We start from the raw sequence: 12,701 nt of genomic DNA on the forward strand, positions 1-12,701 counted from the left end.
GCGCGGAGTACTGGAGCGAGATCTTCACGTACTGCTGGGTGAGCGAGGAGGCGCCCGAGGTGGTGGCGCCGCTGCGCAGGTTGGAGATCGCTGCGCGCATCACGCCCTGCAGGTCCACGCCGCCGTGCTCGTAGAAGCGGTGGTCCTCGATCGCGACCTGGGCCTCGCGCATGATCGGCGCGATCTTGCTCAGCGGCACGATCGTGCGGTTCTGCTCCTGCGGCGTCGCGATGACGGTGCCGTCGGCAGCCAGGATGCGCGAGGTCTGTGCCAGCGGGTCGGTCGTGAACTCGCTGGGCAGCTCGTTGAACACGTCGACACCGCTGCGGGCGAGCGCTCCGGTGGCGCCCACCGCGGGCATGACCAGGCCGGCGGCGAGCAGTCCGAGCACCAGCGCGGACGCGAGGAACGCGCCGAGCAGGCTGACGACGCCACCGATCGAGGTTGTGCGTGAAGACATGGGCCCAAGGGTAACCGCACACCTTATGGCCACCGGTCCCCCGCGCGCAGTGGGTTCCCCGAACTGCGCGTCCCTGCGTGCACCGGGGTGGATGGCGCCCGCGGGAGTGCCCGGTGACCACCTCCGGGGCGATGGGGTGACTAGTCACCCCCTCAACTAAATGGTCCATAGAGGCTATGTCCGACCGAGGGTTCCCACTCCTAATGTCTCCTTTGGGCCTTGGGGGGCCCGATGGCCAGGACCGGTGGGACGGTCCGACGGTCAGCTCGGATGTCATGGGAGGCGCCGGGCGGGGAGGGGTAGTGCAATGAGTGCAGTCATCATGGTGGATCCGTGGGTGGACGAGTGGGCCAGTCAGGCCAAGTGCTCCGGCCAGGATCCTGATGCGCTGTTCGTACGGGGCAAGGCCCAGCACGACGCGAAGGCCGTCTGCAAGACGTGTCCGGTCCTCGCGCAGTGCCTGGCTGAGGCTCTCGACAACAGGACCGAGTTCGGCGTCTGGGGAGGGATGACCGAGCGCGAGCGTCGGGCCCTGCTGCGCAAGCGGCCCGACATCACGTCCTGGAAGTCCGCCCTCAAGGCGGGCATGGCCGCACAGGCCAGGTAGCACCCGGCGGCGGCAACCGGTCGAGCAGACTGCCGGTCGCGGCTTGCCACGATGTCGCAGGATCGCGGGGTCGTGACCACCTACGGGTGCGTCACGACCCCGCGAGCGCGTCACCGATCTCCCGCAGGCCCTCGAGGTCGTGGACGTCGCGCGCGAGCGCGGGCACCTGCACCACGGGTATGCCGGGGTGTGACCGTGAGAAGCGGTCGGCGAGCTCGCGCTGGCGCTCGCTCGTCGTCACGAGCGAGGCGTGCAGGCGCAGCAGCCCCGCGGCGTTGTCGGCCGACTTGGGCCCGCCGCTCTCCTCGAGGTGCTCGGCGGCCGCGAGCGCCCGGGACGGGGTGACCCCGGTCGCCGAGACGCGACCCATCCGGTTGACGACGAGGCCCGCGAGCGGCATACCGTCGGCCTCGAGGCGGTCGACGAAGTAGGACGCCTCGCGCAGCGCGTCGCGCTCGGGAGCCGCCACGACCAGGAATGCCGTGCCGCGCTCGGAGAGCAGGCGGTAGGTCTCGTCGGCGCGTTCACGGAAGCCGCCGAACATCGTGTCGAGGGCGTTGACGAACGTCTGCACGTCCGTGAGCATCTGCCCACCGAGGATCTTCGTCATCGTGGAGGTCACGAGCTGTATGCCGCCGGCGAAGACCTTGAGGCCCGCGCGGCCACCCGCCTTGGCCGGGGCGGTGAGCAGCCGGATGAAGCGGCCGTCGAGGAAGCTGCCGAGCCGGTTCGGCGCGTCGAGGAAGTCGAGGGCCGAGCGCGACGGGGGAGTGTCGACGACGATGAGGTCCCACGGCGCGTCCGGGCTGCCGGCGCTCGCCTTGAGCTGCCCGAGCTTCTCCATCGCCATGTACTCCTGCGTGCCCGCGAAGGAGCTGCTGACCGCCTGGTAGAACGGGTTGGCGAGGATCTGCTGGGCCTTGTCGGGGTCGGAGTGGGCGAGCACGACCTCGTCGAAGGTCCGTTTCATGTCCAGCATCATCGCGTGCAGGCTCCCGCCGGCACTCGTGTCGATGTCGGCGACGGGGCGCGGGGTGTTGTCGAGCTCGGTGAGGCCGAGGGACTGCGCGAGCCGGCGTGCCGGGTCGATGGTGAGCACGACGACCCTGCGCCCGGCCTCGGCCGCGCGAAGTCCCAGGGCGGCGGCCGTCGTGGTCTTGCCGACCCCGCCGGAGCCGCAGCAGACGACGATCGAGGTGGCGGGGTCGTCGATGAGGGCGTCGACGTCGAGCAGGGGCGGCGTCGGGGAGATGGGCGTCGGGCTCATGCCTGGACCGCCACCTCGACCGGGGGAGGAACCGAGGGCGGGACCGGGGAGGGGACGAAGAGCGGCATGAGGAGAGCGGCGAGCTCCCGGACGGAGCCGGCGTCGACGCCACCGGCGAGGGCGGGCAGCTGCACGATCGGCAGCCCGGTCGCCTCGAGGAGGGCGAGCTGCTCGCGCTCGAGGTCGATGCGCTGGGCGTGGTCGCGCGCCTCGTCGAGGAGGCCGTCGACGAGCTCGGGCGTCACGCGTACGCCCGCGTCGGCGAGCTGGGTGCGGATGGAGGCCTTGTGCAGCCGGCCGGCCCGGGCCTGCTCGAGTGCGAGGTCGTCGAGCAGCGGCTCACGGACCATGTTGACGAGGATCGCTCCCGGCCGCAGGGACTTGGCGCGCAGCTCGTCGATGGCGTCGAGGGTCTCCTGCACCGGCATCTCCTCCAGGAGCGTCACCAGGTGGACGACCGTCTGGTCCGACTCGAGCAGCCGGGTGATGGAGCCGGCCTGGGAGGCGATGGGGCCGACGCGCGCGAGGTCGGCGACCTCGGAGTTGACGGAGAGGAACCGGCCGATGCGCCCGGTCGGCGGCGCGTCGAGGACGATGCCGTCGTAGACGGGGGCGGCGTCGCCCTTGTGCCGGCCGTCGCGGCGGCGGCGGTTGGCCTCGTAGATCTTGCCGATGAGCAGCACGTCGCGCACGCCCGGCGCGATGGTGGTGGCGAAGTCGATGGCGCCGAACTTCTCGAGCAGCTTGCCGGCGCGGCCGAGCTTGTAGAACATCTGGAGGTACTCGAGCAGCGCGGCCTTGGCGTCGATCGAGAGGCCGACGATCTCGCCGCCGCCGGCGAGGCGCATGATCCGGGTCTCGTCGGTCCCGAGCGGCGGCACGTCGAAGGTCTGGCTGATGCCCTGGCGGCCCTCGACCTCGGCGATGAGCACGCGGGACGGCTCGGAGGCCAGGGCGAGGGCGATGGCGGAGGCGATCGTCGTCTTGCCGGTGCCGCCCTTGCCCGTGACGACGTGCAGACGCGGTCGCGCCCGGGGTGCGGCGTTCGGGTCCGTCGTCACGAGTCCCACCTTAGGCGGGGTGCGCTCGAAGGTCGCCGTCGCCCACGGTCCTCGCCGTACGCCGTACGTCACTGTTGCGCTGGGCGAAACAGTGTCGTAGCGGGTGGGTGGGTTTTGCGGGTGTTCGCTACGTCAGTGTTGCGGTGGCTGCAACAGTGACGCAGGGTTCAACGCGTCGGCATCAGGGAGCGGACCGCCTCGAGCACGGCCCCGAAAGCTGGGTGCGCCGGGTCGATGACCGCCATGTGGTCGGTGTTCGGCAGGACCTGCACCGTCACGTCGCCGCCGGCCACCGTCGCCTCGGAGACGTATGCGTCCGCAGCCTCCGGGGGCACCGTGTCGTCGTCGGCGCCGTTGACCAGGCGCACCGGCACCTTCGGCGGCAGGGTCGACATCGGGTCCGCCGCCGTCCACGACGGGGTCCCCGGGCCGGTGCCGACGAACTCCCGCGCCGCGTCCGACCCGAGGTGCAGCCGGTCGGAGGCGCCGAGGTCGACGACCCCGGCCAGCGACACGACGCCCGCGATCGCGCGCTCGACCGCCCACGGCTGTCCCGCCGCCCACGTGACCAGGTGGCCACCGGCCGAGTGGCCGACCAGGACCAGCGGCTTGGGGAGGTCCGCCTGCGAGGCGACGGACGCGAGGAGGTCGCGCACGTCCTCGAGCGTCCCGGGGACGCCGCCACCCGGCATACCTGCTCGGCGGTACTCGACGAGCGCCACGGGGAAGCCGGCCGCAGCGAAGGCGCGAGCCTCGGGCAGGGCGTGCTCGCGGTCGTAGCCTCTGCGCCAGAAGCCGCCGTGGACGACCACCACGGTCCCCGCGGCGGATGGCGCCTCCGGAGGAGGTAGCAGCACGTCGTAGACCTGCGCCGGGTCCTCGCCGTAGGAACGGGTCTCGGGGCTGCTCGTCATGCGCGTCATGGTGCCAGCCACGGCGGCCAGCGCACGTCAGGTGGGGCTCCTCCCGCTGAGTAGGGTGAGGCCATGACCCAGTGGGAATACCTCACCGCACCGCTCCTGATCCACAACACCAAGCAGATCCTCGACAACTTCGGGGCTGACGGGTGGGAGCTCGTCCAGATCGTCAACGGTCCCGACGGCACGAGCCTCGTCGCCTACTTCAAGCGCCCCAAGTCCTGAGCCAGTCCCTGAGGAGCCACCGCACCATGTCTGCTGTCGAAGACCGCCTGTCCGAGCTCGGCCACACCGTCCCGGAGGTCGTGCCGCCCGTCGCCGCCTACGTCCCCGTCGTCCGCGAGGGCGACCTCGTCTTCACCTCGGGCCAGCTGCCGATGGTCGACGGCGCGCTCGCCGCGACGGGCAAGGTGGGCGCCGAGGTCGACGCCGAAGCCGCGAAGGCGCTCGCCGAGACGTGCGCCCTCAACGCCATCGCCGCGATCAAGTCGGAGGTCGGCGACCTCGACTCGGTGACCCGCGTCGTCAAGGTCGTCGGCTTCGTCGCGTCCGACCCGTCGTTCACCGGCCAGCCCGGCGTCATCAACGGGGCGAGCGAGCTGTTCGTGAAGGCTTTCGGCGACAAGGGGATCCACGCCCGGTCTGCCGTCGGCGTCGCCGCCCTGCCGCTCGACGCACCGGTCGAGGTCGAGGTCATCGTCTCCGTCGCGAAGTGAGCTCCATGGGCCGCCGGTTCCCGCTGACCACGACGCCGGGCATCTCCGACGCGGCGACGCGCTGGCTCGCCGGCGAGCGCTGGGACGAGGCGACGCCACGGCGCGCGAGCACCGTGATGCTCGTGCGCGACGGGGCCGGCGGCCCGGAGGTCTTCATGCTGCGGCGCGTGCCCGCGATGGAGTTCGCGCCGAGCATGATGGTCTTCCCCGGCGGCGGGGTCGACGAGCGGGACGGTGACCCCACCCTGCCGTGGGTGGGTCCGTCGCCGACGGAGTGGGCCCGGCGGCTCGGCTGCTCGCCCGCCGAGGCGCAGATGTTCGTCGCCGCAGCGGTCCGCGAGGTGTTCGAGGAGTGCGGCGTGCTGCTCGCCGGCCCGTCAGCGGACGGGCCGCTCGCCACGGTCGACGGGCCCGAGTGGCTCGGGGTCCGCCGGGCGCTCGTGGAGCGCCGGGTCTCGCTCGACGACGTCCTGCACGACAAGGGGCTGGTGCTGCGCTCCGACCTCGTCGTCGCCAAGGCGCACTGGCTGACGCCGGTTTTCGAGCCCCGCCGCTACAACACGTGGTTCTTCGCCGCGCTCATGCCCGAGCAGCAGGTCGCCGACGGCGAGACCACCGAGGCCGACCACGCCGACTGGTTCGTCCCGTCGGAGCTGCTGAGGGCGTATGCCGCCGGGTCGGCCCTCATGCTGCCCCCGACCGTCGTGTGCGTGGAGGAGATCGCCGACGCCCGTTGCGCCGCAGACGTGGTGGTGCACAGCGATGTGCTCCCCCTCGTCATGCCACAGGTGGTCTCGGGGCCCGAGGGCGCGGCGATCGAGGTCGTCGAGGTGGTCGAGGCGTGAGCGCGGGTGAGGCAAGGTGAAGGGGACGGCGGCCGACCCGAGCTGGCACGGCGGGGTCACGAGCGAGCGCGCCGAGTGCGTGCTCTGCCGCAACCCCTCACCGATGACGCTCGACGGCACCAACACGTGGCTGCTCGCCGAGCCGGGGTCCGACGAGGTCGTCGTCGTCGACCCGGGACCGCTCGACGAGGAGCACCTGCAGAACGCCCTGCGCCGGGTGGCCGACTCCGGCCGCCGCGTGGCGCTCACCCTGCTGACCCACGGGCACGACGACCACGCCGAGAGCGCCGGCCGCTTCGCCGAGCTGACCGGCGCGCCGGTGCGGGGCTTCGGCCGCGGTCACGACGACCTCAGGGCGGGGGAGACCGTCCGCGTCGGCGGCCTCGAGATCCTGGCCGTCGAGACCCCGGGCCACACGAGCGACTCGTTCTCGTTCGTGCTCCCGGCCGACAACACGCTCCTGACCGGCGACACCGTGCTCGGCCGCGGCACGACGGTCGTCGCCTGGCCCGACGGCAGCCTCGAGGCCTACCTCGCCTCGCTCGAACGCATCGAGGCCCTCACCCGGGCCGGTGACGTCACGAGCCTGCTCCCCGGCCACGGGCCGTTCGTCGCCGACGCGGCGGCCACCGTCACCTTCTACCTGAAGCACCGCGCCGAACGGCTGGAGCAGGTGCGGGAGGCGGTCGCCCGAGGTGCGCACACGGCATACGCCGTCGTCGAGCAGGTCTACGCCGACGTGCCGCGCAGCGTGTGGCCGGCGGCCGAGCTCTCGGTGCAGGCACAGCTCGAGTACCTCCGCACCCACCCCTGACCCATGGATGCCGGCATCGAGCGCCTGGTCGAGGCGGCGGTCGCGCTCGTCGGTGCCCGCCGTCGGGTCGTCCTCGGCATCGCGGGCGCGCCGGGTGCGGGCAAGTCGACGCTCGCCGAGGCGCTCGTGCGCGCCGTCGGTGGCGCACAGGGTGAGGACTGGGTCGGGCACGTGCCGATGGACGGCTTCCATCTCGCCGACGCCCAGCTCGAGCGGCTGGGAGCCCTGTCCCGCAAGGGTGCTCCCGACACCTTCGACGCCGACGGCTACGCCCACCTGCTGCACCGCGTCGTCACGGACCCGGAGTCGTGGATCTATGCGCCCGGCTTCGACCGCACGCTCGAGCAGCCGCTGGCGGCAGCCGTGGTCGTGCCGCCGTCGGCCCGGCTCGTGGTCACCGAGGGCAACTACCTGCTGCTGCCGGAGCCGCGGTGGGAGCGGGCCCGGGCCCAGCTCGCCGAGGTGTGGTTCGTCGCCGGTGACGACGACGTGCGCCGCTCACGGCTGGTCGAGCGGCACGTGACCTTCGGCAAGAGCCCTGCAGCTGCGGTCGCGTGGGTCGAGCAGAGCGACGAGGCGAATGCCGTCGCGGTCGCGGCCACCGCCCACCGCGCGGACCGGGTCATCCTCAACGGCGCGGACGGCTGGTCGCTCGCGGGTTGACCTGATCCGCTGCCACCTCTCGCGGCGGGCCTACCTCAAACGGGTCGGAAGGCGGCGAGTGTCAGCGGGCGCGGCGCTTGAGCCGCTCGACGTCCTGGAGCAGGACGGCGCGGGCCTCGAGCCGCAGCCAGCCGCGGGTCGCGAAGTCGGCGAGCGCCTTGTTGACCGTCTCGCGGGAGGCGCCGACGAGCTGCGCCAGCTCCTCCTGGGTCAGGTCGTGGGAGACCATGATCCCGCCCTCGACGGGGCGGCCGAACCGCTCCGACAGGTCGAGCAGCGCCTTGGCGACGCGGCCGGGCACATCGGTGAAGACGAGGTCGGCGAGATGGGCGTTGGTGCGGCGCAGGCGCTGGGCGAGGGCCGCGAGCAGGGCCTTGGAGACCTCCGGGCGCCCGCTCAGGATGGCGGTGAGCGACTCGTTGCCCAGCCCGAGCAGCTGCGTCTCGGCGACGGCGGTGGCCGTCATCGTGCGGGGGCCCGGATCGAAGAGGCTGAGCTCGCCGAACATCTCGCCGGGGCCGAGGATGGCGACGAGGTTCTCGCGGCCGTCGGGGCTGCGGCGGCCGAGCTTGATCTTGCCCTCGGCGATGACGTAGAGCCGGTCCCCCCGGTCCCCCTCGTGGAAGAGCACGTCCCCGCGCTCCATGTGCGACCGGCTCATCTCGGACTGCAGGGCGGAGGCCGCCTCGTCGTCCAGAGCCTTGAACAGGGGCGCACGCCTCACCACGTCGAGATCCACGGGGTCAGTGTGCCACGTGGTGCGTGCCGATGCCCTGACAGCACAGGGCTTTCGGCACGGGCGTCGACGTGCTTGTCACCACACTGACCCCGTCGCCCGCCGAAATCGGGCTCAGTCGTCGATGCGGTAGTCGATGGGCTTGCAGACGCCGTTGTTGGACTTCTCGGCCGAGCAGGCGGTGAGGCCCACGACGAGGTCGGCCTCGGCGCGCAGGACGAAACGGTCACCGGCGCGCGACGTCGGCGGGTCGATGTGCAGCTCGCCGCCGCGCTCGTTCCACACGTTCATGAAGATGTTGAGCGTCGTGGAGATGCGGTCGGGGTCGACGCCGAACGCCGCCATGTTGGTGGCGAGGTTCTCGAAGCAGCTCGGGTGGTAGGCCCCGTGGAACTCCGGGTAGAGCAGGTCGAAGGTCTGCTGCGAGCAGGGGGTGAGCAGGATGTCGTGGTGTCCGCAGGTGTCCTCGACGACGGTCGCCATCGGCCGGCTGCGGTTGCTGTAGAGAACGCTGCCGGTCGTCACGGCGGTCGAGTTGGCGTAGTCGATGGTGCGGCCCGAGCTGAACCACTCGTCGCGGTCGTCGTCCATCACGGCGAAGAAGTCGCTGACCTGCTCGCCCGTGGGGTCGATCACCGTGAGGCGCTGGCCGGCACGCAGGAGGAAGGCGGTGCCGGTCTGCGGGGCCAGGCGGGTGAGCTCCATGCCGTCACCGTAGCCGCCGAGCGGCTGGAACACCGGGCCGCCGGGGCCGAACAGGCGGCCGAGCCTGGTGTGCTGAACGTCTTGCGAGATCGTCATCCCTCTTCCCCTGACTGGTCGGTCGCGCCGGAGCCGAACGGGCACCGGGTGGCATCGGTGGTCGTGCTGTCGCTGGGGGTCCGGCCGGTCCTGCCGCCGATGCGCGTGGTCCCGCTCGTCCCGCCCGTGCCGCTCGAACCGGCGGCTTCGGGCTCGCCGTGAACCTCGAGCGGCGGCTGCCAGCCGGCGGGATGCCGCCGTCCGGAGTACTGGAGGGCCTCGGTGCTGTCGCCGTGGTCGGCGACCATCGGGTTGACGAAACCCTGCAGGTCGATGTCGCGCCGGCGGATGGTCGACCGCATGTTCTCGAACCGGCCCTCGGCCCGCAGCTCCTCGAACTGGTCGTGCGGGTTGAAGACGAGCGTCGGCAGCGGCGCGCGTCGCGCCACGCGGGAGGCCGCGGGGTGCAGACCGACGATGAAGTATGCGGTGCCGCCCGCGCTGAAGGCGAAGTGCGGGTCGTTGGGGTCGGCTCCCACGCCGTCGGCCCAGGACTCCTCGTCCGCGTCGTGCAGCCGCTGGAGCAGCTGGAAGAGCGCCGCCTCGAAGCCGGCCTCGTCGCCCGGCACCGGCCCGCGGAAGGTCGCGATGAACGAGTGGAAGCCCTTCTCGCCCTCGATGTCGCTCGCGAAGGCCCGCAGCCGCTGCAGCAGGTCGGCGGCAACGTCGGGGTCGTTCATGTCGTCGAGCACCACGTGTGCCATGCCGCCGCGGCGGAAGACGGACTTGGCGCCGAGACAGGGGAACTCGGCATGCGTGACCATGAGGTCGAGGGCGCGGACGACGTCGCCCTCCGGAGCGCTCGCCAGGTCCATCCGGGCAAGGAGGTCGAGGGTCGACTCCAGGCCTCGTTGCTCCTCCACGGCAGGCAGAATCGTCGCCTCGGCCGGCGTGCGGGCATCGATGCTCGTATCCGTTGACATGTCGGACTCCCTCCGTGCGGGCACCACGTACCCACTCCGAGCGTCTTTGCTCGAAAGGCTTGACACGGGGGGCGGTTCGGCCACTCGCTCGCCGAGGTCGACGTGGGGCGGCTGCGGCCACCGGGCGGACGGTGGACCGCGCGACCCAGCGCGGCGGCATACAGTGTCGTGCGTGTCTCCCCGTGCCATCTCGACAGCCGACGAGAGCCCCGTGGCGCGGACCCGTCGTGCCCGGAAGATGTACCGCCTGCTGCACGAGCGCTACCCGTACGCCCACTGCGAGCTCGACTTCAGCAACCCGCTCGAGCTGCTCGTGGCGACGATCCTGTCCGCGCAGACGACCGACGTCGGTGTGAACAAGGTCACCCCGATCGTCTTCGCGAAGTACCGCACGGCCGCCGACTACGCGAACGCCGACCGCACCGAGCTGGAGACCATCGTCCAGCCGACCGGCTTCTACCGGGCCAAGACCGACTCGCTCATCAAGCTCGGCATCGCGCTCGTCGAGCGCTTCGACGGCGAGGTGCCGCCGCGCCTGAAGGACCTCGTGACGCTCCCCGGCGTGGGCCGCAAGACGGCGAACGTCGTGCTGGGCAACGCCTTCGACATCCCGGGCATCACGGTCGACACGCACTTCGGCCGCCTCGTGCGCCGCTTCGGCTGGACCGAGGAGGAGGACCCGGTCAAGGTCGAGCACGAGGTCGGGCGACTCTTCCTGCGCCGCGACTGGACGATGCTCAGCCACGTGCTGATCTTCCACGGCCGGCGCACCTGCCACGCGAAGAAGCCGGCCTGCGGCGCGTGCCCCGTCGCCCGGCTGTGCCCGAGCTACGGCGTCGGCGAGACCGACCCCGACAAGGCGGCGAAGCTGCTGAAGTACGAGCTGGCGCCGAAGTGACCAACGTCGTCAGTGGCATCGCGTATGCCGGCCCGTCGGGCGCCATCGACCCGTCCCCCGAGCTGGACGGCGGGACGGCGCCGCGCCCCGCCTGGCTGGACGAGGTGGCGGTGCGGCTCGAGAGCGTCGCGCCGCAGTACTTCTCCCGCTTCCTGCCCCCGGAGGAGGGCGGGCGCGAGTCGGCCGTCCTCATCCTCTTCGGGCCGCCGCCGGCGGGGGTCGAGGACGAGGGCGAACACGTCGTGCTCATCGAGCGTTCTCACACCATGCGCACCCAGCCGGCCCAGATCGCCTTCCCCGGCGGCTCGCGGGACCCCGGGGACGACGACCTCGTGGCGACCGCGCTGCGCGAGGCGCAGGAGGAGACCGGGGTCGACCCGGCGGGTGTCGAGGTCATCGCCCAGCTGCCCTCCCTCTTCTTGGCGCCGGCCCGGTTCGTCGTCGCCCCCGTGCTCGGCTGGTGGGCGAAGCCCTCGCCGATCGGCGTCCGCGACCCGGCCGAGGTGCACGACGTGCTGTCCGTGCCGGTCTCGCACCTCGTCGCCCCGTCGACGCGCTTCTCGGTGACGCACCCCTCGGGCTACGTCGGCCCCGGCTTCGACCTCGACCACCTCTTCCTCTGGGGCTTCACCGCCGGACTGCTGAGCAGCGTGCTCGAGCTCGCCGGTCTGTCCCAGCCGTGGGACGCCGACCTGATGCGGCCGCTGCCCGAGCGCTTCCTGCGGCAGGGGAGGCGCGCATGACCGGCAGCACCGTCCTCGACGTCGTGCTCGTGCTCCTGCTGCTCGCGTATGCCGTCTCGGGCTACCGCCAGGGGCTGGTCCAGAGCGTGTGCTCGCTCGTCGGCTTCTTCGCCTTCGCGATGCTCGCCGTCTGGCAGCTGCCCGGGATGCTCGCGCGGTGGCCGGCGGTGGCCGACGACGACCGCACCCGCGTCTTCGTGCTCGTGGTCGGTGTCGTCGGCTTCGGTTGGCTGGGGCAGTTCCTCGGCAGCCTGCTCGGCTCGCGCATCCGGCGGCGGATGGGGCAGACCTCGCTTCGCCGCCTCGACTCGGCGCTCGGCGCGGTCGTCGTCACCCTCGCTGCCAGCGTCATCATCTGGTTCGTCGGCGGCGCGCTGCGCACGGCCGGCAACCCGACGCTGTCGCGGGCGATGGCCGAGTCGAAGGTGCTCCAGGTCGTCAACACCGTGGTGCCGGAGCAGACCGGACAGGTCTTCGCCGGCTTCCGCGGCTTCCTCTCGAGCCAGGGTTTCCCGCAGGTCTTCGGCGGACTGGCGCCCGAGCCGATCACCCCGGTCCAGGGACCTGACCCCGGCGTCGCGCAGTCGCCGGCGATCCGCGCAGCCGGACGCTCGGTGGTCAAGGTGACGACCCAGTCCAGCTCGTGCCAGCGCGGGCAGGAGGGGACCGGCTGGGTCCTCACGCCCGGGCAGATCGTCACCAACGCGCACGTGGTGGCCGGTGCGGACGACGTCCAGGTCCAGAGCGGTGACCAGGTCCTGCGGGCCCGCGTCATCGTCTTCGACCCGCGCCGCGACCTGGCCGTGGTCAGCGTGCCGGGGCTGCTCGCACCGCCGCTGCAGCTCGGCGCGGAGCTGCAGCGCGGCGACTCGGCAGCGGTCCCGGGCTACCCGCTCGACGGCCCCTACCGCGCCGTCTCGGCCCGCATCCGCACCCAGCTCGAGGCGCGTGGCCTCGACATCTACGGCCGCGAGCACGTGGTGCGCCAGATCTACTCGCTGGCGACGACCGTCCAGCCCGGCAACTCCGGCGGTCCGCTCCTCGATACGAGCGGCCGGGTCGTCGGGGTCATCTTCGCCAAGTCTCTCGAGGACGCCGCCACCGGCTACGCGCTGACGCTCGCGGAGGCCAAGCCGGTGCTCGACGAGGCCACCTCGGCCGGCACGGAGGTCAGCACCGGCGCCTGCGTCGCCGGCTGACCCCACCCCCTTCAACCGTCGAGAGGCCACAAACCGGGCTCGCTTTTTCTT

16 protein-coding genes are annotated in these 12,701 nt (G+C 72.1%); 9 read left to right on the top strand and 7 right to left on the bottom strand.

Translation table 11 applies throughout. The features are described 5' to 3' along the window. Positions 1-460 (bottom strand): transglycosylase domain-containing protein (locus ABD194_RS01310; protein WP_343986327.1); only part of this gene is annotated, 460 nt, incomplete at its 3' end. A gap of 307 nt (positions 461-767) precedes the next feature. Here ABD194_RS01310 and ABD194_RS01315 point away from each other — a divergent pair. Next, a complete protein-coding gene (locus ABD194_RS01315; protein ID WP_425579927.1) occupies positions 768-1,067 on the top strand; it encodes a WhiB family transcriptional regulator in 300 nt (99 codons plus the stop codon). Positions 1,068-1,158: 91 nt separating this feature from the next. Here ABD194_RS01315 and bagB read toward each other — a convergent pair whose 3' ends face one another. From bagB to ABD194_RS01330, 3 genes are all read right to left on the bottom strand, one after another. Continuing rightward, positions 1,159-2,334: an ArsA family ATPase gene (bagB, locus tag ABD194_RS01320; RefSeq protein ID WP_343986330.1), complete on the bottom strand. Its 1,176-nt coding sequence runs from the start codon at positions 2,332-2,334 to the stop codon at positions 1,159-1,161. Continuing rightward, on the bottom strand, positions 2,331-3,395 hold the full coding sequence (gene bagA / locus ABD194_RS01325; protein WP_343986333.1) for an ATPase BagA: 1,065 nt from the start codon (positions 3,393-3,395) through the stop codon (positions 2,331-2,333). Before bagA ends, bagB begins: the two co-directional genes overlap by 4 nt. Positions 3,396-3,562: 167 nt before the next feature. Further along, the gene (locus ABD194_RS01330; RefSeq protein WP_343986337.1) at positions 3,563-4,309 is read right to left on the bottom strand and encodes an alpha/beta hydrolase; all 747 of its coding nucleotides are present in this window, start codon (positions 4,307-4,309) and stop codon (positions 3,563-3,565) included. A 72-nt stretch (positions 4,310-4,381) separates the two neighbouring features. On the opposite strand from ABD194_RS01330, the gene sp36 reads away from it, so the two are divergent. The 5 genes from sp36 to ABD194_RS01355 are packed head-to-tail and all read left to right on the top strand — an operon-like array spanning position 4,382 to position 7,350. Then, positions 4,382-4,537: a Sp36 family protein gene (gene sp36, locus ABD194_RS01335; protein ID WP_142179199.1), complete on the top strand. Its 156-nt coding sequence runs from the start codon at positions 4,382-4,384 to the stop codon at positions 4,535-4,537. Positions 4,538-4,563: 26 nt separating this feature from the next. Further along, entirely contained in the window at positions 4,564-5,028 is a 465-nt protein-coding gene (locus ABD194_RS01340; RefSeq protein ID WP_343986347.1) for a RidA family protein, read from the top strand. A gap of 5 nt (positions 5,029-5,033) precedes the next feature. Then, positions 5,034-5,873, top strand: coding sequence for an NUDIX hydrolase (locus tag ABD194_RS01345; protein ID WP_343988154.1), 840 nt, complete (start codon positions 5,034-5,036; stop codon positions 5,871-5,873). Positions 5,874-5,889: 16 nt separating this feature from the next. Beyond that, positions 5,890-6,687, top strand: a complete 798-nt coding sequence (locus ABD194_RS01350; protein WP_343986350.1) for an MBL fold metallo-hydrolase — start codon at positions 5,890-5,892, stop codon at positions 6,685-6,687. 3 nt (positions 6,688-6,690) lie between these two features. Further along, entirely contained in the window at positions 6,691-7,350 is a 660-nt protein-coding gene (locus ABD194_RS01355) for a nucleoside/nucleotide kinase family protein (RefSeq protein ID WP_343986353.1), read from the top strand. Positions 7,351-7,411: 61 nt separating this feature from the next. Here the strand turns inward: ABD194_RS01355 and ABD194_RS01360 are convergent, their stop codons facing one another. The 3 genes from ABD194_RS01360 to gntA form a co-directional block, all read right to left on the bottom strand. After that, positions 7,412-8,089 (bottom strand): Crp/Fnr family transcriptional regulator, encoded by a 678-nt coding sequence (locus ABD194_RS01360; RefSeq protein WP_343986356.1) that lies wholly within the window; start codon positions 8,087-8,089, stop codon positions 7,412-7,414. 111 nt (positions 8,090-8,200) lie between these two features. Then, complete coding sequence (locus tag ABD194_RS01365) at positions 8,201-8,887, bottom strand: DUF1989 domain-containing protein (RefSeq protein ID WP_343986359.1); 687 nt, start codon at positions 8,885-8,887, stop codon at positions 8,201-8,203. Further along, the gene (gene gntA / locus ABD194_RS01370) at positions 8,884-9,810 is read right to left on the bottom strand and encodes a guanitoxin biosynthesis heme-dependent pre-guanitoxin N-hydroxylase GntA (RefSeq protein WP_343986362.1); all 927 of its coding nucleotides are present in this window, start codon (positions 9,808-9,810) and stop codon (positions 8,884-8,886) included. The genes ABD194_RS01365 and gntA overlap by 4 nt, the downstream gene beginning before the upstream one ends. Positions 9,811-10,048: 238 nt before the next feature. Here gntA and nth point away from each other — a divergent pair, with 238 nt between their 5' ends. Genes nth through ABD194_RS01385 form a run of 3 tightly spaced genes read left to right on the top strand, consistent with a single transcriptional unit; the run spans position 10,049 to position 12,650 of the window. Next, on the top strand, positions 10,049-10,708 hold the full coding sequence (gene nth, locus ABD194_RS01375; protein WP_343988157.1) for an endonuclease III: 660 nt from the start codon (positions 10,049-10,051) through the stop codon (positions 10,706-10,708). After that, entirely contained in the window at positions 10,705-11,451 is a 747-nt protein-coding gene (locus ABD194_RS01380; protein ID WP_343986366.1) for an NUDIX hydrolase, read from the top strand. The genes nth and ABD194_RS01380 overlap by 4 nt, the downstream gene beginning before the upstream one ends. Continuing rightward, a complete protein-coding gene (locus ABD194_RS01385) occupies positions 11,448-12,650 on the top strand; it encodes a MarP family serine protease (protein WP_343986369.1) in 1,203 nt (400 codons plus the stop codon). Before ABD194_RS01380 ends, ABD194_RS01385 begins: the two co-directional genes overlap by 4 nt. The last annotated feature ends 51 nt before the right edge of the window (positions 12,651-12,701 follow it).

The sequence above is a fragment of the Terrabacter terrae genome, from assembly GCF_039529575.1.
Classification (GTDB): Bacteria; Actinomycetota; Actinomycetes; order Actinomycetales; family Dermatophilaceae; genus Terrabacter; species Terrabacter terrae.

What these genes read in the sequence shown, in the direction of transcription:
- ABD194_RS01315 (WP_425579927.1), top strand. Translation starts at nt 768, where the DNA reads ATGAGTGCAGTCATCATGGTGGATCCGTGGGTGGACGAGTGGGCCAGT.
- bagB (WP_343986330.1), bottom strand. Translation starts at nt 2,334, where the DNA reads ATGAGCCCGACGCCCATCTCCCCGACGCCGCCCCTGCTCGACGTCGAC.
- ABD194_RS01330 (WP_343986337.1), bottom strand. Translation starts at nt 4,309, where the DNA reads ATGACGAGCAGCCCCGAGACCCGTTCCTACGGCGAGGACCCGGCGCAG.
- sp36 (WP_142179199.1), top strand. Translation starts at nt 4,382, where the DNA reads ATGACCCAGTGGGAATACCTCACCGCACCGCTCCTGATCCACAACACC.
- ABD194_RS01340 (WP_343986347.1), top strand. Translation starts at nt 4,564, where the DNA reads ATGTCTGCTGTCGAAGACCGCCTGTCCGAGCTCGGCCACACCGTCCCG.
- ABD194_RS01345 (WP_343988154.1), top strand. Translation starts at nt 5,034, where the DNA reads ATGGGCCGCCGGTTCCCGCTGACCACGACGCCGGGCATCTCCGACGCG.
- ABD194_RS01355 (WP_343986353.1), top strand. Translation starts at nt 6,691, where the DNA reads ATGGATGCCGGCATCGAGCGCCTGGTCGAGGCGGCGGTCGCGCTCGTC.
- ABD194_RS01365 (WP_343986359.1), bottom strand. Translation starts at nt 8,887, where the DNA reads ATGACGATCTCGCAAGACGTTCAGCACACCAGGCTCGGCCGCCTGTTC.
- gntA (WP_343986362.1), bottom strand. Translation starts at nt 9,810, where the DNA reads ATGTCAACGGATACGAGCATCGATGCCCGCACGCCGGCCGAGGCGACG.
- nth (WP_343988157.1), top strand. Translation starts at nt 10,049, where the DNA reads ATGTACCGCCTGCTGCACGAGCGCTACCCGTACGCCCACTGCGAGCTC.
- ABD194_RS01385 (WP_343986369.1), top strand. Translation starts at nt 11,448, where the DNA reads ATGACCGGCAGCACCGTCCTCGACGTCGTGCTCGTGCTCCTGCTGCTC.